The organism is Actinoplanes palleronii, from assembly GCF_016862315.1.
Classification (GTDB): Bacteria; Actinomycetota; Actinomycetes; order Mycobacteriales; family Micromonosporaceae; genus Actinoplanes; species Actinoplanes palleronii.
On record NZ_BOMS01000083.1, the window covers coordinates 18,042 to 37,398 of the forward strand.

Genomic DNA, 19,357 nt, shown 5'->3' on the forward strand with positions numbered 1-19,357 from the left:
CTCGCTTGCTACCTAGAGTAATCGCCATGGCGGAGAACGGTGACCGGATCGCGGACCGGCGGCTCACCTGGTGGACCGTGGGGCGGATGCTGTCGGCCGGGTTCCTGCTCGCGCTGGTGGCCCTCGCCGTCGTCGGGACCAGCGCCTACGTCCGGATCGGGATCCTGGTCGACGGCCGGACCCCGCTGCGCCACTCGCACGACCTGCTCGGTTGGCTCGGCGGGGCTCGTGACGCGATCAAGGGCCTGGACCAGGTGACCCAGAACTATCAGCATCCCGCCGACCCGGGCTGGGTCGTGGCGGTCCACCAGAACGTCACGCTGGTGGAAGCCCGGCTCGACAAGTTGCGGACGCAGTCCGCCGGGGACCCGGACTACCAGCAGTACCTGGCACGGCTGGAGCCCATGGTCGACGAACCCGTCACGGCGATCGCGCGGGCGGTGGCCGTCGGCGCCGCCACGGCTCCCGGCAGTGACATGGCGCCGGCGAAGACCCTGGTCGAGGAGATGTGGGAGCACGAGAACCACCGGCTGAACGACTGGATCGACGCGAACCGCGATCGCGCCGAGGGCACCCGGCGGCTGATCCTGTGGGTCTCGCTGGGCACCGCCGCGCTGGTGGCGCTCGGCGCCCGCCTGCTCACCCTGCGGATCACCGAACCGGCCCGGCAGGTGACCGCGGCCGCGCAGCGCGTCCTGGAGGGTGATCTCAGCCGGCGGGCCGAGGTGACCGGGCCGCAGGAGCTGGCCGTGATGGCGCAGGCGGTGAACGCGTCGATGACGGCGGTCCTCACGGCCCACGACGAGGCGGTGGCCGCGACCGCCGCCAAGTCGGCGTTCCTGGCCACCATGAGTCACGAGATCCGTACACCGATGAACGCCGTGATCGGGATGACCGGCCTGCTGCTCGACACCGAGCTGGACACCGGCCAGCGGGAGCTGGTCGAGACCGTGCACACCAGCGGCGGCGCCCTGCTGGTGATCATCAACGACGTGCTGGACTTCTCCCGGATCGAGGCCGGCGAGCTCAGCCTGGACGAGCGGCCGTTCGCACTGCGGTCCTGCGTGCAGCAGGCGGTGAGCCTGGTCGCGCTGACCGCGGACGCCAAGGGCCTGCACCTGTCCAGCCACCTGACCGAGGACTGCCCGGAGGCGCTCGCCGGCGACAGCGGCCGGATCCGCCAGATCCTGGTGAACCTGCTGGGTAACGCGGTCAAGTTCACCGCACACGGCGCGGTCACCGTGCACGTCTCCTGCAAACCCGCCACGAACCGGACCGCGCCCGGCCCGAGCCAGACCGGGCCCGGCCCGAACCGGACCGCGCCCGGCCCGAGCCAGACCGGGCCCGGCCCGAACCAGACCGGGCCCGGCCCGAACCAGACCGGGCCCGGCGCGAACCGGACCGCGCCCGCCGCGGACCGGACCGCGCCCGGGGACGGCGAGCGGATGACGGTGCGGATCGCGGTGCGGGACACCGGCATCGGCATCGCGGAGGACCGGCTGCATCGGCTGTTCCGGCCGTTCAGTCAGGTCGACGCGTCGATCACGCGCACCTACGAGGGCACCGGCCTGGGCCTGGCGATCAGCCAGCGGCTGGCCGAGGCGATGGACGGCGGCATCACCGTCGACAGCCGGCCCGGTCAGGGTTCGACGTTCACCGTGACGTTGCGGCTGCGCCCGGCCACCCTGCCGGCCGCCGCGCCGGTCCCGGTCGGCGCGCCCGCCGCCCGGCCGCTGCGGGTGCTGGTCGCCGAGGACAACCCGGTCAACCAGCGGGTCGCGGAGCTGCTGCTGGAACGCCGCGGCCACCGGGTCGAGATCGTCGCGGACGGCGCGGCCGCGGTGGCCGCGGTCCACGCCCGCCGGTACGACCTGGTCCTGATGGACGTGCAGATGCCGATCCTGGACGGCCTGGCCGCCACCGAACGCATCCGCGCCGATCCCCCGCCGCACGGCGCGCCGCGGATCGTCGCGCTGACCGCGAACGCCCTGGTCGACGACAAGGCCGCCAGCCTGCGCGCCGGCATGGACGACTTCCTCGCCAAGCCGATCCAGGACCGCGAACTCGACACCATCCTCACCGACGCCGCAGCCGCCGCGGGCACCGCCACCGACGACAACGCCAAGCCCACCCCGATCCGCCCCGCCGAAGCCGCCCGCGCAGGTCTCGCCGCCGACGCCGCCCGCGCCGGACTCACCGCCGAGACCACCCGCGCCGGACTCACCGCCGATGCCGCGCGGGCCGCTGCCGCCGCCGGAGCCGCCGCCACCAGCGCCGCCCTGATCCGCGCGACCGCCACCGGCCGCACCGAGTCGGAGAGCATCCGCGCCTGTGTCGACGACCTCGCCGGTGCCTCCGGCGACCGTGCGCGCCTCGCCCAGATCCTGCACAACTTCGCCGACCGGCTCCCCGGCACCCTGGACCGGATGGAACGCGCCGCCGCCACCGGCGACACCCGCAACCTGGCCCGCCTCGCGCACGGCCTGAAGGGTTCCTCGGCCACCCTGGGCGCCACCCGGTTCGCCGCCCTCTGCGGCACCCTCGAGGACCGCGCCCACCAGCACCCGGCGCACTCCATCGACCTGCTGCGCGACCTGCACACCGAAGCCCACGACCTGGCCACCACGATGGAGTCCCTCTCCACCGAACTCACCCACGCCACCTGACCCCAGCCGGCTCCCAGGGGTGTGCCGAGCAGCGCGAGACACCCCTGGCGGCCGGCCGGGGACCGCTAGCTGTCCAGGAGCAGGACGTGGAGGTGGCGGGGACCGTGGACGCCCTCCACCCGGTTCAACTCGATGTCGCTGGTGGCCGACGGACCGCTGATCCAGGTCAGCGGCCGTGTCGGGTCGAGGCGCGCGACCGCCTCCGGCACCGACGCCACCACCTGCGCGGCCCGCAGCACCACGAAGTGCACGTCCGGCAGCAGGCTGATGATCCGCCGCCCCTGGTCCGGCGAGGCGTCCAGCACGATGGTCCCGGTCTCCGCGACGGCCACGGCCGCGCCGGTCAGGACCGCTGCGGCGCCGGCGATCCGGTCCGGCGTCAGGTTGTCGTCGACCAGGGCACCCTGCGGGCGCCACGACAAAGGCAACCCTTCCGGTACGACCACAGCACCGCCCACCAGCCCGCCCACCGTCGCCGCGATCGCGTCCTCACCGATCCGGTGCACCTCGGCCTTGTAGTCGACCAGACGGTCCACCAGCACCTCGAGGTCGGCGGCCGGGAACGAACGCCGATAGTCGCGCGGCACCTCGACCGGCCCCGGCGCGTCCCGCAGCGCCGCCCGCACCCGCCCCAGGATCAGGTCCTTGGAGTTCACCGCTCACCCCGCCCCTCCGAGGAGTTCACCGCGCTGTCCTCCGGCCCCGGACGACCGGCGTCATCGCGACGCCCACCAGTCGCGGAAGGTCTGCTGCGGGACTTCCGGCAGGTCCCGTGACGCGGTCCACCCGGAGAACGGCGGTGGCAGGCCACGACCGCGACGCCCGGCGATCCGGGCGAGTTTCGCGGCCCGCTGCGCACGGGCGTACAGCTTGGGGTGGTCCATGGTGTAGGCCGCGGCTCGCATCGCTGCCCGCTCGGCGGCCGGGTGCGACACCTTGTTGCGCAGGTGCACCAGCATCGACGGGATGTCGATCTTCACGGGGCAGGCGTCGAAGCAGGCGCCGCAGAGCGACGACGCGTAGGGCAGCGACGCGTTGTCGGCCACCCCGGTGAGCTGCGGCGACAGCACCGCGCCGATCGGTCCCGGATAGACCGACCCGTACGCGTGCCCGCCGGTGCGCTCGTAGACCGGGCACACGTTGAGGCAGGCCGAGCAGCGGATGCAGTGCAGCGCCGCCCGCCCGGCCGGGTCGGCCAGCACCGCGCTGCGCCCGTTGTCGAGCAGCACCAGGTGGAAGTTCTGCGGCCCGTCGCCGGGTGTCACCCCGGTCCACATGGTCGTGTACGGGTTCATCCGCTCCCCGGTCGACGCCCGCGGCAGCAGCTGCAGGAACACCTCGAGGTCCGGCCAGCTCGGCACGACCTTCTCGATGCCCATCACGGTGATCAGGGTGTCCGGCAGGGTCAGGCACATCCGCCCGTTGCCCTCCGACTCGACGACGGCGAGCGTGCCGGTCTCCGCGATGCCGAAGTTCGCCCCGCTCACCGCGACCGTGGTGGACAGGAACGTCTCGCGCAGGTATTTCCGCGCGGCGGCGGCCAGCACCGGCGGGTCGTCGGTCAGGTCCGGGTCGACCCCGGGCATCGACTTGAGGAAGATCTCCCGGATCTCGGCCCGGTTCCGGTGGATCGCCGGCACCAGGATGTGGCTGGGCTTGTCATTGCCCAGTTGTACGATGAGCTCGGCGAGGTCGGTCTCGATCGGCTGGATCCCACCGGCTTCCAGCGCCTCGTTGAGCCCGATCTCCTGGGTGGCCATCGACTTGACCTTGATGACCCGCTCGGAGCCGGTCCGGCGGATCAGATCGAGGACGATCGCGTTGGCCTCGTTCGCGTCGGCGGCCCAGTGCACGACGCCTCCGGCCGCGGTCACCCGGGCTTCCAGCTGCTCCAGAAGTGAATCCAGATTCGCCATCACGAACGCCTTCAGCGCCGACCCGGCGGACCGCAGCTCCTGCCAGTCGGGCAGCTCCGCGATCACCCGGCCGGACTTGCCGCGGATCGTGGTGGTCGCGTGCCGCAGGTTGCGCCGCAGCTGGTCGTCGGCGAGCGCGTGGTGCGCGGCCGCCGGAAACGTCTCGTCACCGCGCAGGTTGCCCACACCGCGCGGCGCGGTCGCCGGCATCCCGAGAAAAGTCGTCATGAGGTCGCCGCCAGGATCTCGGCCAGGTGCACGGTGGTCACGCCGGCGTCCTTTCGTTGCAGGCCGCCACCGATGTGCATCAGGCAGGACGCGTCGCCGGCCGTGCACACCTCGGCGCCGGTGGACACGATGTTCGTCATCTTGTCGGCGAGCATGGCCGACGACGTCTCGGCGTTCTTCAGCGCGAACGTGCCGCCGAACCCGCAGCACTGCTCGGCCAGCGGCAGCTCCACCAGGGTCAGCCCGCGGACCTGCCGCAGCAGCCGCAGCGGTTTGTCACCGACCCGGGTCATCCGCAGGCTGTGGCAGGTCGGGTGATAGGTCACCGTGTGCGGGTAGTACGCGCCGACGTCCTCCACCTCGAGCACGTCGACGAGCAGCTCGGACAGCTCGTAGGTGCGTGACCCGACGTCGTGCGCCCGCGCCGCCAGCCCGGCTTCGCCGAGGTTCGCCGCCACCGTCGCGTGCTGGTGCCGGATCGACCCCACACAGGACCCGGACGGCGCGACGATCACGTCGAACGGGTCGAAGACCGACACATACCGTTTCACCAGGGGCAGCGCGTCCCGCTGGTATCCGGTGTTGATGTGCATCTGCCCGCAGCAGGTCTGTTCGAAGGGGAACACCACCTCGTGGCCGAGCCGCTCCAGCAACCGGACGGTGGCCTTGGCCGCCTCCGGGTACAGGGTGTCGGCGAGGCAGGTCGCGAACAACGCGATCCGCACGGTCACCTCCCCACTCGCGCGGCGGCGGCCCGCCAGGGGGCGTCGTCACCGCACGGCTCGTAGCGCACGATCTGCTGAGTCTGCCGTACCAGCGCGCGCAGCGCATCGAGGGAGTCCGGGACGATTCCCGCGGCGCGCGCCTGCACCAGCAGATTACCGAGCGCGGTGGCCTCGACCGGCCCGGCGAGCACCGGCAGTCCGGTGGCGTCCGCGGTCAGCCGGCAGAGCAGCTCGTTGCGGGCGCCGCCGCCGACCAGGTGCACGACCTCCGGCGTGACGTAGGCGAGTTCACCGGCCCGGCGGACCGCGCGCCGGTGGGCGAGCGCCAGGCTGTCCAGGATGCAGCGGGTCACCACGCCCGGTGTGGCGTCGCGAGGCAGCCCGGCGGCGTTCCGCAATCGGCCGGCCATGTCGCCGGGCGGCAGGAACAGCGGATCGTCCAGGTCGACCACGTACTCCAGCGGTGCGGCACGCTCGGCGTCGGCGAGCAGGACGGTGATGTCCGCGGCGCCCCATTCGCGCATGCACTCCTGCAGCGGCCACAGCCCCATCACGTTGCGCAGGTAGCGGATCGTGCCGTCGACGCCACCCTCGTTGGTGAAGTCCGCTTCGCGGGACGCGTCGTTCAGCACCGGATGGGCCAGTTCCAGGCCGACGAGCGACCAGGTGCCACTCGACACGTACGCGAAATCCCGGCCGGCGGCCGGCACCGCGACCACCGCGGACGCCGTGTCGTGCGAGCCGACCGCGACCACCGGCGTCCCCTGCCAGTGCCCGATCACGTCGCCGGGGCGGCGGATCGGCGGGAACAGCTCCGCGCGCAGGCCCAGGTCCGCGATCAACGGCCAGGACCAGTCTTTGGTACGGACGTCGAGCAGCCCGGTCGTCGACGCGTTGGTGTACTCCGCCCCGATCTCACCGGTGAGCCAGTACGCCAGCAGGTCCGGGATCATCAGCATCGTGCGCGCGGCCGCGTACTGCGGGGTGTCGCGTGCCGCCAGCAGCTGGTAGACGGTGTTGAACGGCAGCCGCTGCAGCCCGGAGATGGTGTACAGGTCGCTGACCCGCTCGGCGATCCCGTCGGTGCGCGCGTCCCGGTAGTGCACCGGGTTGCCGAGCAGCGCGCCGGACGAGTCCAGCAGCCCGTAGTCGACCGCCCACGAGTCGATGCCGATGCCGTCCACCGGGCCGGCCTGGTGCAGCCCGTCGAGCACACCCCGGTAGAGGCTGAGGATGTCCCAGTGCAGGGTGCCCCCGGCGGACACCGGCTCGTTGGCGAACCGGTGCACGACGTCGAGGGCGAGGGCACCGTCGGCGAACGTGCCGACCACGACGCGCCCGCTGGACGCGCCGAGGTCGACCGCGGCGAACCGGTGGCTCATCGCAGGAACGCGGCCGCGACACCGGCGTCCACCGGCACGTGCAGCCCGGTGGTGTGCGACAGCTCGCCGGCGGTCAGCACGAACACCGCGTTCGCCACGTGCTCCGGCAGCACCTCCCGCTTGAGCAGGGTGCGCTGGGCGTAGAACGCGCCCAGCTCCGACTCCGGGACGCCGTAGACGGCGGCCCGCTGCGCGCCCCACCCGGCCGCGAAGATGCCCGAGCCGCGCACGACACCGTCGGGGTTGATGCCGTTCACCCGTACCCCGAAAGCGCCGAGCTCGGCGGCCAGCAACCGGACCTGATGCGCCTGGTCGGCCTTGGCCGCGCCGTAGGCGACGTTGTTCGGCCCGGCGAACAGCGAGTTCTTGCTGGAGATGTAGACGATGTCGCCGCCCATCGCCTGGCCGATCAGGATCCGCGCGGCCGCCTTCGCGACCAGGAACGAGCCCTTGGCCATCACGTCGTGCTGCAGGTCCCAGTCCTGCTCGGTGGTCTCCAGCAGCGGCTTGGAGATGGACAGCCCTGCGTTGTTGACGACCAGGTCGACACCGCCGAATGCGAGCACCGCGGCGTCCAGCGCGGCCTCGACCGCGGCCGCGTCGGTCACGTCGGCGACCACCGCGACGGCCGTGTCGGTGCCGCCGATCTCGCGGGCCACGGATTCCGCGGTGGCCGCGTCGCGGTCGGCGACCACGACGCAGGCACCCTCGGCGGCCAGCCGCAGCGCGATCGCCCGGCCGATGCCGGAGCCGCCGCCGGTCACGAACGCGACCCGTGTGGCCAGCGGTTTCGGCTGTGGCATCCGCTGCAGCTTCGCCTCTTCGAGCGACCAGTACTCGATGCGGAACTTCTCCGACTCGTCGATCGGTGCGTACCGGGAAATCGCCTCGGCGCCGCGCATCACGTTGATCGCGTTGACGTAGAACTCGCCGGCCACCCGGGCGGTCTGCTTGGTGGCGCCGAACGAGAACATCCCGACACCGGGGACCAGCACGATCGCCGGGTCGGCGCCGCGGATCGCCGGGCTGTCCGCGGTGGCGTGCCGGTCGTAGTAGGCGCGGTAGTCGGCGCGGTAGGCCTCGTGCAGCTCGCGGAGCCGCTCGGTGACCTGCTCGATCGGCGCGTCCGGGGCGGTGTCCAGCACCAGCGGCTTGACCTTGGTGCGCAGGAAGTGGTCCGGGCAGGAGGTGCCCAGCGCGGCCAGCTCGGCGAGGCGTTCACTGCCGACGAAGTCGAGCACCACGTCGGCGTCGGTGAAGTGGCCGACCTGCGGGCGGTCCGTGGAGGCGAGACCGCGGATCACCGGGAAGAGGGCCGCGGCGCGCTTCCGTCGTACCCCTGCGGTTAATGGCTCTTGGGACATCGCGCCGAACGGCGCGCCGCGGCCGTGCGTCGCGATGTACGCCGCGGCGGTGTCGATGATCTCCTGGGAGTGTGCCTCGCACTCGTCGCTGGTCGCGCCCCACGCGGTGATCCCGTGCCCGCCCAGGATCACGCCGATCGCCTGCGGGTTCGCCTGCTGCACGGCGGCGATGTCCAGGCCGAGCTGGAACCCGGGGCGGCGCCAGTCCACCCAGAGCACCCGGTCGCCGAAGATCTCCTTGGTCAGCGCGGGCCCGTCGGCGGCGGTGGCGATCGCGATGCCGGCGTCCGGGTGCAGGTGGTCCACGTGCGCGACGTCGACCAGGGCGTGCATCGCGGTGTCGATGCTCGGCGCGGCACCGCCCCGGCCGTGCAGGCAGTAGTCGAACGCGGCGACCATCTCGTCCTCGCGCTCCACGCCGGGATAGACGCCGGGCAGTGCGCGCAGCCGGTCCAGCCGCAGCACGGCCAGGCCCTTCTCGGTCAGGGTGCCCAGGTCGCCGCCGGAGCCCTTGACCCAGAGCAGCTCGACGTCCGCGCCGGTGACCGGGTCGGCGCCGGCGCCCTTGGCGGAGGTGTTGCCGCCGGCGTAGTTCGTGGTGCGCGGATCCGCGCCGAGACGGTTCGAGCGGGCGATGAGCGCGGTGACTGCGGGGTTGGTCATGGCGTTCCTTCAGGCCGGGTGCCGGACGGTCGTGTCCCGGAGAGCGGTACGCCGGACGGCGCCGCTCCGGATGGCGACGTGAAACGTTTCAGAGTTACCGACAGGTTACGCACAACCCTTCCGCGCGGTCAAGACATACGGAACCGCCCGGACCGCGGCGGTCCGGGCGGTGGTTGTCTCGGCTGTCAGATCAGCCAGCGGTTCTTCTGAATCAGCGGGAGGGTGGCCCACCAGCGGCCCAGGCCCCAGGTGTGCCCGGCGTAGGTCAGGGCGAAGATGACGCCGCTGATCGCGTAGATGACGTGGTAGTCGACGATCGGGTTGCTCGAGCCGCTGGCCAGGGGCCACTCGGCCAGCCACATCATGGCCATCATCAGGATCGCCGAGACCGAGGCGACCCGCAGGCCGATACCCAGGATCATGGCGAGGCCGATGCCGAGCAGGCCGAGCATGAAGGCCCAGTTCGCGAACGTGGTGCCGGCCAGGCTGTGGAACATGCCCTTGAGCGGGCCGGCTTCCACGCTGGACAGGAAGCCCTTGGTCGGCGAGCCACCGTTGATCCAGGCCTTGGCCGACGGGGTGGCGTACCCGAAGCCGAAGACCTTGTCCAGGAACGCCCACAGGAAGACGAACCCGGTCGCCACCCGCAGAACGGCGATCGCCTTGGCAGCTGACTTGGTGAGTATCGAACCCGGGGCCTCGACCTGCTCGAGCTGCGCCGCGTGGTGTCCAACGGTGGTCATCGTTGCCTCCTTCATCAATCTCTCTGCCCTGAACACTCCTCTCCGAGCGGTGGCCGCACCCGGGTCCGACCACCCGACTCGACGGGCCGAAAGTCCCGGCTCAGGCCGTTTTTACCAACTGCGGCTCCTCGGCGTGCGTGACCCGGTGCCGGACGAAGATCAGCACCAGGACGCCGGCGACCAGCGCGGTACCGGACGCGACCAGCAGGATGGCGTTGAGACCGTCCGCGAACGCGGCCGGCTGACCGTGCCCGGCGCTGACCTTGTTCGCGAAGATGGTGCCGAACACCGCCACCCCGAGCGCGAACCCGAGCTGCCGGAACGTGTTCAGCGCCCCGCCTGCCATCCCGCTGCGCTCCCGCGGCACCTCGGCCAGCACCGCCGACGACAGCGACGGCAGCACCGAGCCGACCCCGACGCCGACCACGATCAGGCCGGGGATCAGCGCCGAGCCGGTGCTGTCCGCGTCCAGCCGGGCCTGCAGCAGGTCACCGGCCGCGATCAGCAGCAGGCCGACGCCGACCGTCCAGCGGGGCGCGACCCGCTGCAGCAGCCGGCCGGCCCCCGCGCCGACGACCAGCGAGGCCGCGGCCATCGGCAGGGCGCCGACCAGGCCCGCGTCGACCGGGCCGTTGCCGAGCACCTGCTGCAGCCAGACCGTGCCGAACGGCAGGTAGCCGAACGCGGCGGCCTGGGTGAGGAACGCCGCGACGATCAGCACGGCGAACGGCCCCCGCCGGAACAGCGCCAGGTCCAGCATCGGGTGGTCCGAGCGCCGTTCGGCGACGATGAACGCGGCCAGCGCGACAAGCCCGGCACCGAACGCGGCGAGCGCCACGCCGTCGGTCCAGCCGGCGTCTCCGGCGCGGATCAGACCGTACGTGACAGCGGCGGCCGCGACCGTGAAGCTCACCGTGCCGGGCAGATCGAAGCGGCCACCCTGCGGCGCCCGGGACTCACTCACGCCGCGCACGGTGAACCAGACCGCGATCAGGCAGACCGGCAGGTTGACCAGGAAGATCCAGCGCCAGCCGAAGTGCTCGGTGAGCAGCCCGCCGGCCAGCGGACCGGCGGCCGCCGCGGCGCCGTTGACCGCGCCCCAGACGCCGAACGCGACACCGCGGTCACGGCCCTGGTAGGTGACGTTGAGCAGGGCCGCCGTGGTGGCGAACATGGCCGCGCCGCCGGCACCCTGCAGGATTCGCGCGGCGACCAGCGCCTGCTCGTTCGGGGCCACCGCACAGAGCAGCGAGGAGAGGGCGAACAGCCCGATACCGATCAGGTAGGTGCGGCGGCGGCCGTACCGGTCGGCGAGCGAGCCGGCGCCGAGCAGCAGGGCGGCGAGCGACAGGGCGTACCCGTCGAGCACCCACTGCAGGTCGGCGTAGCCGGCGTCGAACTTGTCGCCGATGGCCGGCAGCGCCACGACGACGATGGTGACGTCCACCAGCAGCAGGAACGTGCCGAGACAGACGGCGATCAGAGGTGACCATTTACGCATGCCCAGCACAATGCCGGTCCCGGCTCCGATCTCCCCAACCAGAACGCTGTTTCCTGCGGATCTCGACATCGGGATACGGTGATCCTGTGGAAATCGACGAGCTGGACCGCCAGATGACGCACGCCCTGCGGATCAACGGCCGGGCCGGATACCGCGAGATCGGCGCGGTGCTCGGCGTCTCCGACCAGACCGTCGCCCGGCGTTATCGCCGGTTGCGCGCCGATGCGGGCCTGCGGGTCGTCGGTCTGCCCAACCCCATAGAGCTCGGGTACGAAACCTGGGCACTGCGCCTGCGCGCCACGCCGGACGCGGCCCTGTCGATCGCCATGGCCCTGGCCCGCCGTCCGGACACCGCCTGGGTCTCGATCACCTCGGGCGGTACCGAGATCGCCTGCAGCGTCTACGTCCCGGCGGCCGCCGATCGGGAGGCACTGCTGCTGCAGAAGCTCCCGCGCACCCCACGCCTGGTCGCGGTCAGCGCGCACTGCGTGATCCACAACTATGTCGGCGGCGCGGTCGGCCCGGACCTGCGCGACGACGCCCTGACCGCCGGGCAGATCGCCGAGCTGACCCCGCGGCGGACCTCCGGCGCGAGCGCCGCGCACCTCACCGCCGCCGACGCGCCACTGCTGGAGGCGTTCGCCTGGGACGGCCGGCTCAGCTACGCCGAGCTCGCGGGCCGGACCGGCTGGCCGGAGTCGACGGTGCGCCGCCGGGTCCAGGAGCTGTTCGAGTCGGGGTCGCTCTACACCGACGTGGAGACCGAGCCGGAGCTGTTCGGGTTCCGCGCCGCGGTGATCATGTGGCTCTCGGTGGCGCCGTCCCGGGTCGCCTCGGTCGGCGCGGCACTGCGCGAGCACGAGGAGGTGGTCTTCGCGGCGGCCACCACCGGGCCGACAAACGTGCAGGTCACCGCGATCTGCCCGGACATGCCGGCCTTCTACCGGTACGTGACCGAGCGCCTCGGCTCACTCGACGGGGTGGAGCGGATCGAGTCGGCGCCGGTGCTCAAGCACGTGAAACAACTGGGCTCGGTGCGCTGACATACCGCCGATGGGTTGTACCCGTCGGGATTACCCACGAGTAAAGATCTTGTTAATAATATTTACCAGCATCGATCTAGATCGGTTCTCCCATTCCATCCCCCTCTGGGAGCACCCATGTCCGTCCGATCAGTTGTGGCCGCTGCCGTCCTGGCAGCTTCCATCGCCCTTCCGGCAGGCCCCGCGCAGGCCGCCGCCAATCCCTATGAGCGAGGCCCGGCGCCGACCACCGCCAGCATCGAGGCCACCCGAGGATCGTTCGCCACCGCCACCGCCACCGTCGCCCGGACCAGCAGCTTCGGCGGCGGCACGATCTACTACCCGACCGACACCACCGCGGGCACGTTCGGCGCGATCGCCGTGGCGCCCGGCTTCACGAACTCGCAGTCCGCGGTCGCCTGGCTGGGCCCGCGGATCGCCTCACAGGGCTTCGTCGTGATCGTCATCGACACGCTCAGCGTCTACGACTACCCGGACGCCCGCGGCACCCAGCTGCTGGCCGCCCTCGACTACCTGACCAGCACGAGCTCGGTGCGGACGCGCATCGACGCCACCCGGCTGGGCGTGATGGGCTACTCGATGGGCGGCGGCGGGGCGCTGTCGGCCTCCCGTACCCGATCGTCCCTGCAGGCGGCGGTGCCGCTCGCACCGTGGCACAGCACCAAGAGCTGGTCCACCGACAAGGTCCCGACCCTGATCTTCGGCGGGGAGAACGACACGACCGCACCGGTCGCGTCACACGCCGAGCCGTTCTACACCAGCCTGCCGAGCACCATCGACAAGGCCTACCTGGAGCTGAACAACGCCACCCACTCCGCCCCGACCTCGGCGAACGTGACGATCGCGAAGTACAGCATCTCCTGGCTCAAGCGCTTCATCGACAACGACACCCGCTACGACCAGTTCCTCTGCCCGGCGCCGTCCGGCACGGCCATTCAGGAGTACCGCGACACCTGCCCGCACGCGTGAAGAACGCCGGCGGCCTCCCCTTCCGGAGGCCGCCGGCGTCACGAGCCCGTCGCCGTCCGGCACTGCCGGCGGCGCTGCGGTTCAGCGCCTTCCAGAATCCGGTGGCGCCGTGGTTCAGCGCCCTCCGGAATCCGGTGGCCCTGCGGTTCAGCGCCCTCCGGAATCCGGTGGCGTTGTAGCTCAGCGCCAGAAAACGGCGACCGCGGCATTGACCAGAGTCAACGTGATGATGCCGATGAAGTGCCCCTTGTTGACCTCGTCCCGCTTGCGCGGGATGAACACCATAATGAAGATCATTACGGCGATGACGAGCTTGACGGCAAGCTTGGCCGGGTCCGGCTCGTGATCACCGCCGCCTCGCAGCGGCGCGGCCAGCCCCAGGCCGCTGACCAGCTGAATGATCGACCCCCACAGAACCGCCGGACTGATCCGGATCTTTCCGGACAGGAGCTGCGCTATCCCCCCGCCGAGCAGCAGAGCGAAGCCGACAAGGTGCACGAACAGCAGGATCAACCGGAGTGCTTCCACAGCCGGACAGCTTGCCAGCAAACCGAACACCCGATCAATCCAGACTCACCCCCAGCCCAGCATTCCCTTGACCCGGCTCGAACACCGAACGCGAAGCAGCTGGCACCAGCGGCTGCCTCAACCCACCCGAAGCAGCCATCACCATCAGCCCAAGCCCGACGGCTGGCGCTAGCGGCTGCCTGAACGTCGTTCAAACGACCGCCACCACCAGCCGGCTGGCGCCAGGAGGTGCCTCAACAGCACCGAGACACCCCTCACCACCAGCCGAAGGCCAGCGGCTGGCGCCGGGAGGTGCCTCAACGGCACCGAGACACCGCTCACGGCCAGCCGAGGACCGGTGGCTGGGGCTGGAAGGTGCGTCGGCGGGCTTGAGGCGACCGCGGGCCGAGAGTCAGCGGCGGATGGTGCCCGTTGAGGAGCGGGCGACCAGGGCTGGGACGAAGGTTGCCTGTTCGTGGACGTGGTCCGGGTTGGTGGCCTCGTCGAGCACCAGGCGGGCGGCGGTGCGGCCCAGCTCCTGGCGGGGCTGGCGGACCGAGGTCAGCGGGACCGCGGCGGCCGCGGCGAAGTCGATGTCGTCGAAGCCGACGATGGCCAGGTCGTCCGGGACGCGCAGGCCGGCGGTCACCGCGTGCTGCAGCAGGCCCAGGGCGAGCAGGTCGTTGGCGCAGAATGCGGCGGTCGGGCGGCGGCGGGACGGCAGGCCGGCCAGGCGTTCGCCGGCGGAGCGGCCCTCGCTGACGGTGAGCGCCTCGGTGGGCAGGTGGATCAGGTCCTCGGCGGGGCGGCCGAACTCCGCCCACACCTCGCGGGCGCCCTGGAAACGCTCGCGGACCTGGCCGATGCTGTCCGGGCCGCCGACAAACGCCACCCGCTCATGTCCGCGATCGATCAGGTGCTCGACCGCGATCCGGCCGCCCAGCACGTCGTCGACCGCGACCGAGCAGTGGTCTCCGGCGGTGCTGAGCCGGTCGACCATCACGAACGGGATGCCACGCTGGGCGATCTCGGCCAGGTGCGGGGCGTCCGGGTCGACCGGGGTGATCAGGATGCCCTGGACCCGCTGCTGGACGAGGCGGTCGAGGTGCTTGGACTCCCGCTCGGCGCGGCCGCCGCTGTTGCAGACGAACAGCGAGAGGTCGGCGGCGTCCGCGGCGTTCTCGATGCCCTCGGCCACGTCCTGGAAGAACGGGTTGCCGCCGTCGAGCATCACGTAGGCCAGCGCGCGACTGGTGCCGGCGCGCAGCTGGCGCGCCGACTCGTTGCGGACGAAGCCGAGCTCGGCCATCGCCCGCTCGACCCGCTCGCGGGTGCCGGTGCTGACCACGGCCGGCCGGTTGAGCACGTTGGACACCGTGCCGAGGGAGACGCCGGCGGCTGCCGCGACGTCCTTGACCGACGGCGCGCGGCCGTTGCGCGACTGCTGAGCCAACCCCGTGCCCCCTCACTTGAACGGCGGATTGAAACGCATTCTAAGGGTGAACGCTCCCACCCGGTCACGTCAGCATCGCACCGTGAATGAAACATTTCAACCAGTCATCGTGTGCGACAAAGTCGAGCGAGGCCCGTCACGCGGTGTATCGAGTTGTATACCAGAGGTGCCGCGCCAATTGCGGCCCGCGAGCGGTCCGGATCAGAGGACCACGATGTGCGCGGCCACGATCCGCCAACCCCATTCTTTTTGGTACGACCATGTCCGCGTGTATCGCAGCCGGGCCCGGAACGGCGCGCCGCCGAGCGTGCCCGCCACGTCGCACACCACGAACGTGACCCCGGTGGTGTCCACCACCAGCGAGTCAAGACTCACCTGGGTCAGCTCGTCGATCACCGAGGTGCCGGCCCGGTACGCGTCCAGGTCGTCGTTCTTGCCGAGCGTGGCGCCGTCCGGGCCGATCGCCACCAGCCGGTCGTCCAGCAGCCGATCCAACTCGTCGACGTCGCCGGCCCGCTGCGCGTGCTGCAGACGCTGCTCCGCGGCCAGCAGCTCGCCGCTCAGATCCCGATCAGTCATCCGCCCAGGATAGGAAGGTCCGCGCCGGTCCCCTGGTGGACCCTCTCAGGAACGTCGGCTACCGTCCGTGCCCGTGATGCGTTCCCGGATCGTTCCCGCCGTTCTGCTCTGCGCCGCCCTGGCAGGCCTCGCCGCCTGCGACGATGCGGACACCGAGGCCGGCTCGGCACCGAGTGCCGCACCGAGCGCCGTGGCATCGACCGGCGCCGCTTCAGCACCGGCCGCGACCACTGGCGCGGCTTCCGCACCGGCCGGCGCTGCCCCGGCGAACGACAAAGCGCTCTGCGAGATGCTCAACAAGACCGCCTCGACCATGAAGAACACCATCGCGAACGGGCAGAAGGCCGACGGTCACGTAGAGCCGGCCGACGTGCAGAACGCCTTCGCCAAGTTCCACAAGGCGGTGGACGAGGCGCTGCTGTTCGCCACCGACAGCAAGGTGACGAGCGCGGCCCGGGCGGTCGCCGACGAGGTCTCCAAGGCCGCCGCCGACCCGGACCCGATCGGCACCGCCGCGGACTCCGGCTTCGAGAAGCTCAGCACCGACCTGACCACGGCCTGCCAGTCGGTCGGCGTCACCATCAACTTCTGACCACACCGGGGGCCGAACGGGCCTCGCGTGTGAAGTTTGGGTGCGGAGCGCGCCACAACGTCACACGCGCGGGTGGGGTCAGTGGGGTTCGGTGGCGGAGCCCAGCAGGTGGGCGACCGGGGCTATGCCGACGCCCTCGACGACGGCGCGGGGGTCGTCGGGTGAGGCCTCCGGGTCGAGGGACTGGGCGCTCAGCGAGGCCATCGAGTAGAGGTAGAAGCCGGCGCGGAACATGTAACCGATGTCGTAGCGCTCGGCTCGGTGACCGAGAGCGGTCAGCTCGGCGAGCACGTCGTCCATGAAGCGATAGGTCAGCTGGACGCCGTCGAGCGTGGCCTCCTCGCCGCCCTCGCCGGAATAGCCCAGCTCGACCACCTCGACGGTGTCGCCGTCGTAGTCGACGACGAGCATCGGCTCGGTGGCGTAGACCGAGCGGGCCGAGATGCCGGGGTGCACCGGCGGGCCCAGCCTGGACTCCACCACGTCTCGGGTCTCGCCGACCTTCACCAAACCAACGCCCTCGCCGGGCAGAATCTCCATGCCTCGAATCCTGCCAGTACCCACCGACATTTTCCCGGTTGAGGAACAACACTGTGGACGATCGGAGGACCGCTCACGGGTCAGTGCAGGACGGTCGCCAGGCCGGGCCGCAGGTGCCGGGGGCCCGCGACGCGGCGCAGCGGGGTCAGCGCGGCCAGGATGACCAGGGCCGCGAACGGGAGCAGGTCCAGGTCGACGGTGATCGCGGCGATACCCGCGCCGAACAGCAGCGGGGTCCAGACCGGGAGGCGGCGGGCGGCGACCAGCAGGCCGAAGAGCACCAGTACGCCGAGCGGGAACAGCATCGGGCCGGCCATCTCGAGCTCGGCCGGGAGCGGGGCGGCCGTCCGGAACCCGGCGGAGAGGTCACCGGTGATCACCCAGAGGAAGCAGGCCACGCCGGCCAGGGCGGCGACGGTGGCCACCGTGGCGAGCCGGTGACCGGACGGCGGGACCAGCCCGCGCAGGCCCACCGCGAGGAACCCGAACAGCACCATGCCGGCGAAGAAGGCCAGGTGGCCGAGATTCCAGAGCGGGCCGGAGCCCCGGTGGCCGTCGAGGCCGTCGGCGAAGCGCAGGATCCCGTAGAGCAGCAGCAGCGCGGGGGCGGCGAGCGCGGCCCGGCGGACGGTGACCAGGTTCGATGACATGAGCTGACGCTATGGCCGCGGGATGGCCCGGGAGGACCGGCGGTTTCCCGGAGAGCGCCCTGATTCCGTTCTCGGGGGTGCGGGCCAGGACCCCTAGGGCTTCCTAGGAGGCTATCCCGCTGACTGCAGGTCAGGGCAAGGAGGGCTGAGACGGGACGAGGCAGGGAAGGCCGAGACGGGACGCGGCGAGGCAAGGAGAGGAGAGGGAGGCCAGGAGAGGGAGGCGAGGCAAGGCGAGGAAGGCGGGATTCGGCCAAGGAGGCGGATTCCACCTGGCGGCGCTATTCCTATCGGACAGATAGGAATGCTATGCTCGTTGGCACGGCGACCGGTAGGCCGGGAGCAGCGGAGACGTCCCAGGGCGCGCCGACCGCTCCCGGCTCCGGCTCGCCGGAAGCTGCCCGGCGGACCGATGGATCGGCCCGCGGACGGCCGGTGGGCGACGCCGGGCGAAAAGCTGGCCGGCAATCGTTCATCGACGGACGACGGATGTCGATCAGGAAGCTCCACCCCCTCGGACGCAAGCGGAGGCATCGCGTGACCACCCTGACCGAGCAGGCTGCTGAGGAGTTCCTCGCGGCGCGGGCTTTTGATCCCGGGATGCCGGGATTCGTCGGGGTGGCGGTGGATCTGCTCCTGGATCCGGCGTGTGTGCCCGCCGGCCGGCGCACGCTGCGGCACGGGTTCCTGGACGCGCGGTCACCCCGGGTTGCCGTGGTCAGCGGTCCCCCGTCGCCGGGCTTCGACGTCGCGCTCCGCCGGATGTCCGACGATCTCGCGGCGGCCGGGCGGGTGATGGACGGGTACGGGCTCACCGTGCTGCCGGTCGCGGCCGACACCGCCAACCCGGACGGGCCGGCGCACGTCTCCGACAGCACCACTGCCGGGATCCGGATCGGTCTGGAGGCCGGGCTGGACGGCGGAGGACCGCTCGGTCTGGAACGGCGGTGGGTGCTCGCGCACACGCTCGCGCCGGTGCTGGCCGCCGCGTTCGCGAACGCGCCGCTGCGGGACGGGCGGCCGAGCGGGTGGCGCAGCGTGCGGCAGGCGTTGCGCCGCGACCTCCCGGTCCTGCCGGACCCGCACCGCAGTGCCGGCGCCGGGCAAGAGGGCGCGGGGCAGGAAAGCACCGGGTATCAGCCCGGCACGGTCGGCCCCCGACACGGTGGCAACGAGGGACAGCACGGAAGCGGCGGGGAACGGGGCAGCGGCACCGGCGGGCGGGACGGGAGCGGCGGGGGACGGCACGGGAGCGGGACGGGTGGGTGGCTTCCGGGGCCTCGGGTGCCGGACAGTCTCGCGGAGGTGCTGGAGCCGAGGCGGGTGGTGGATCCGCGCTTGGCGTGGGCCGCCTATGTGCTGGACTCCCCCACCGTCACCGGGCGCAGCCTGCGGGACCGGCTGCGCGGCGGTGCCCGGCTGACCGAGGCCGATCTGGAACGCCACCTGCTGAGCCTGCACCCGCCGGTGGCCGCCCGCGGGCACCTGGAGATCGACGTCGCTGATCGGCAGCCCGGCGACGGGTGGCGGGTTCCGGCCGCGGTGGTCACCGCGCTCCTCGACGACCCGCGGGCCGCCGAGGAGGCGTACGCGGCGACCGCGCACCTGGCCGGCGAGCCGCGGCTGTGGGAACGCGCGGCCCGGGACGCGCTCACCGATCCGGTTCTCGCCGACGCGGCGCGGGCCTGCTTCCTGGCCGCCTACGCGTCGCTGGCCCGCAACGGCGCGACCCGGGAGCTGCGTGACGCGGTGGCCGACTTCACCGAGACCTACGTGCACCGGGGCCGCTGCCCCGCCGACGATCTGCTGGACCGCGCCACCGGCCGGGTGTGATCA

17 protein-coding genes are annotated in these 19,357 nt (G+C 71.9%); 5 read left to right on the forward strand and 12 right to left on the reverse strand.

All coding sequences use genetic code 11. From position 1 onward, the window contains the following. The first annotated feature begins 26 nt into the window (after positions 1–26). Entirely contained in the window at positions 27–2,666 is a 2,640-nt protein-coding gene (locus Apa02nite_RS26550) for an ATP-binding protein (protein WP_203827380.1), read from the forward strand. A gap of 65 nt (positions 2,667–2,731) precedes the next feature. Here Apa02nite_RS26550 and Apa02nite_RS26555 read toward each other — a convergent pair whose 3' ends face one another. The 7 genes from Apa02nite_RS26555 to Apa02nite_RS26585 all read right to left on the reverse strand — a co-directional run bounded on the left by Apa02nite_RS26555 (position 2,732) and on the right by Apa02nite_RS26585 (position 11,188). Then, the gene (locus Apa02nite_RS26555; protein WP_203827381.1) at positions 2,732–3,322 is read right to left on the reverse strand and encodes a LutC/YkgG family protein; all 591 of its coding nucleotides are present in this window, start codon (positions 3,320–3,322) and stop codon (positions 2,732–2,734) included. Between the two features lie 60 nt (positions 3,323–3,382). Next, the gene (locus tag Apa02nite_RS26560; protein WP_203827382.1) at positions 3,383–4,810 is read right to left on the reverse strand and encodes a LutB/LldF family L-lactate oxidation iron-sulfur protein; all 1,428 of its coding nucleotides are present in this window, start codon (positions 4,808–4,810) and stop codon (positions 3,383–3,385) included. Beyond that, positions 4,807–5,535, reverse strand: a complete 729-nt coding sequence (locus tag Apa02nite_RS26565) for a (Fe-S)-binding protein (RefSeq protein ID WP_203827383.1) — start codon at positions 5,533–5,535, stop codon at positions 4,807–4,809. Before Apa02nite_RS26565 ends, Apa02nite_RS26560 begins: the two co-directional genes overlap by 4 nt. A gap of 2 nt (positions 5,536–5,537) precedes the next feature. Next, the gene (locus Apa02nite_RS26570) at positions 5,538–6,917 is read right to left on the reverse strand and encodes a rhamnulokinase (RefSeq protein ID WP_203827384.1); all 1,380 of its coding nucleotides are present in this window, start codon (positions 6,915–6,917) and stop codon (positions 5,538–5,540) included. Further along, positions 6,914–8,944 carry a bifunctional aldolase/short-chain dehydrogenase gene (locus Apa02nite_RS26575; RefSeq protein WP_203827385.1) on the reverse strand — a complete coding sequence of 677 codons (2,031 nt, stop codon included), beginning with the start codon at positions 8,942–8,944 and terminating at the stop codon, positions 6,914–6,916. Before Apa02nite_RS26575 ends, Apa02nite_RS26570 begins: the two co-directional genes overlap by 4 nt. A gap of 185 nt (positions 8,945–9,129) precedes the next feature. After that, the gene (locus Apa02nite_RS26580) at positions 9,130–9,687 is read right to left on the reverse strand and encodes a DoxX family protein (protein ID WP_203827386.1); all 558 of its coding nucleotides are present in this window, start codon (positions 9,685–9,687) and stop codon (positions 9,130–9,132) included. Positions 9,688–9,787: 100 nt separating this feature from the next. Beyond that, entirely contained in the window at positions 9,788–11,188 is a 1,401-nt protein-coding gene (locus tag Apa02nite_RS26585; protein ID WP_203827387.1) for an MFS transporter, read from the reverse strand. Positions 11,189–11,274: 86 nt separating this feature from the next. On the opposite strand from Apa02nite_RS26585, the gene Apa02nite_RS26590 reads away from it, so the two are divergent. Further along, complete coding sequence (locus tag Apa02nite_RS26590) at positions 11,275–12,231, forward strand: Lrp/AsnC family transcriptional regulator (RefSeq protein ID WP_203827388.1); 957 nt, start codon at positions 11,275–11,277, stop codon at positions 12,229–12,231. A 117-nt stretch (positions 12,232–12,348) separates the two neighbouring features. Beyond that, positions 12,349–13,200, forward strand: a complete 852-nt coding sequence (locus tag Apa02nite_RS26595) for a dienelactone hydrolase family protein (RefSeq protein ID WP_203827389.1) — start codon at positions 12,349–12,351, stop codon at positions 13,198–13,200. Between the two features lie 180 nt (positions 13,201–13,380). On the opposite strand, the gene Apa02nite_RS26600 is transcribed toward Apa02nite_RS26595, so the two are convergent. The 3 genes from Apa02nite_RS26600 to Apa02nite_RS26610 all read right to left on the reverse strand — a co-directional run bounded on the left by Apa02nite_RS26600 (position 13,381) and on the right by Apa02nite_RS26610 (position 15,739). After that, positions 13,381–13,728 (reverse strand): hypothetical protein, encoded by a 348-nt coding sequence (locus Apa02nite_RS26600; RefSeq protein WP_067699902.1) that lies wholly within the window; start codon positions 13,726–13,728, stop codon positions 13,381–13,383. 391 nt (positions 13,729–14,119) lie between these two features. Continuing rightward, complete coding sequence (locus tag Apa02nite_RS26605) at positions 14,120–15,160, reverse strand: LacI family DNA-binding transcriptional regulator (protein ID WP_203827390.1); 1,041 nt, start codon at positions 15,158–15,160, stop codon at positions 14,120–14,122. A 201-nt stretch (positions 15,161–15,361) separates the two neighbouring features. Then, a complete protein-coding gene (locus Apa02nite_RS26610; RefSeq protein ID WP_203827391.1) occupies positions 15,362–15,739 on the reverse strand; it encodes a nuclear transport factor 2 family protein in 378 nt (125 codons plus the stop codon). Positions 15,740–15,812: 73 nt separating this feature from the next. Between Apa02nite_RS26610 and Apa02nite_RS26615 the strand changes: the two genes are divergently transcribed. Then, a complete protein-coding gene (locus Apa02nite_RS26615) occupies positions 15,813–16,331 on the forward strand; it encodes a hypothetical protein (protein WP_203827392.1) in 519 nt (172 codons plus the stop codon). Between the two features lie 78 nt (positions 16,332–16,409). Here Apa02nite_RS26615 and Apa02nite_RS26620 read toward each other — a convergent pair whose 3' ends face one another. Together Apa02nite_RS26620 and Apa02nite_RS26625 are read right to left on the reverse strand one after the other, a co-directional pair. Next, on the reverse strand, positions 16,410–16,871 hold the full coding sequence (locus tag Apa02nite_RS26620; protein ID WP_067699913.1) for a hypothetical protein: 462 nt from the start codon (positions 16,869–16,871) through the stop codon (positions 16,410–16,412). Between the two features lie 80 nt (positions 16,872–16,951). Beyond that, on the reverse strand, positions 16,952–17,521 hold the full coding sequence (locus Apa02nite_RS26625; RefSeq protein ID WP_203827393.1) for a hypothetical protein: 570 nt from the start codon (positions 17,519–17,521) through the stop codon (positions 16,952–16,954). 537 nt (positions 17,522–18,058) lie between these two features. Between Apa02nite_RS26625 and Apa02nite_RS26630 the strand changes: the two genes are divergently transcribed. Next, a complete protein-coding gene (locus tag Apa02nite_RS26630; RefSeq protein ID WP_239164580.1) occupies positions 18,059–19,354 on the forward strand; it encodes a glutamate-cysteine ligase family protein in 1,296 nt (431 codons plus the stop codon). Positions 19,355–19,357 lie beyond the last annotated feature (3 nt).

Bases quoted from the DNA above. Each gene is read 5' to 3' on its own strand.
- Apa02nite_RS26560 (WP_203827382.1), bottom strand. From the start codon at position 4,810: ATGACGACTTTTCTCGGGATGCCGGCGACCGCGCCGCGCGGTGTGGGC.
- Apa02nite_RS26585 (WP_203827387.1), bottom strand. From the start codon at position 11,188: ATGCGTAAATGGTCACCTCTGATCGCCGTCTGTCTCGGCACGTTCCTG.
- Apa02nite_RS26570 (WP_203827384.1), bottom strand. From the start codon at position 6,917: ATGAGCCACCGGTTCGCCGCGGTCGACCTCGGCGCGTCCAGCGGGCGC.
- Apa02nite_RS26550 (WP_203827380.1), top strand. From the start codon at position 27: ATGGCGGAGAACGGTGACCGGATCGCGGACCGGCGGCTCACCTGGTGG.
- Apa02nite_RS26575 (WP_203827385.1), bottom strand. From the start codon at position 8,944: ATGACCAACCCCGCAGTCACCGCGCTCATCGCCCGCTCGAACCGTCTC.
- Apa02nite_RS26580 (WP_203827386.1), bottom strand. From the start codon at position 9,687: ATGACCACCGTTGGACACCACGCGGCGCAGCTCGAGCAGGTCGAGGCC.
- Apa02nite_RS26625 (WP_203827393.1), bottom strand. From the start codon at position 17,521: ATGTCATCGAACCTGGTCACCGTCCGCCGGGCCGCGCTCGCCGCCCCC.
- Apa02nite_RS26595 (WP_203827389.1), top strand. From the start codon at position 12,349: ATGTCCGTCCGATCAGTTGTGGCCGCTGCCGTCCTGGCAGCTTCCATC.
- Apa02nite_RS26620 (WP_067699913.1), bottom strand. From the start codon at position 16,871: ATGGAGATTCTGCCCGGCGAGGGCGTTGGTTTGGTGAAGGTCGGCGAG.
- Apa02nite_RS26610 (WP_203827391.1), bottom strand. From the start codon at position 15,739: ATGACTGATCGGGATCTGAGCGGCGAGCTGCTGGCCGCGGAGCAGCGT.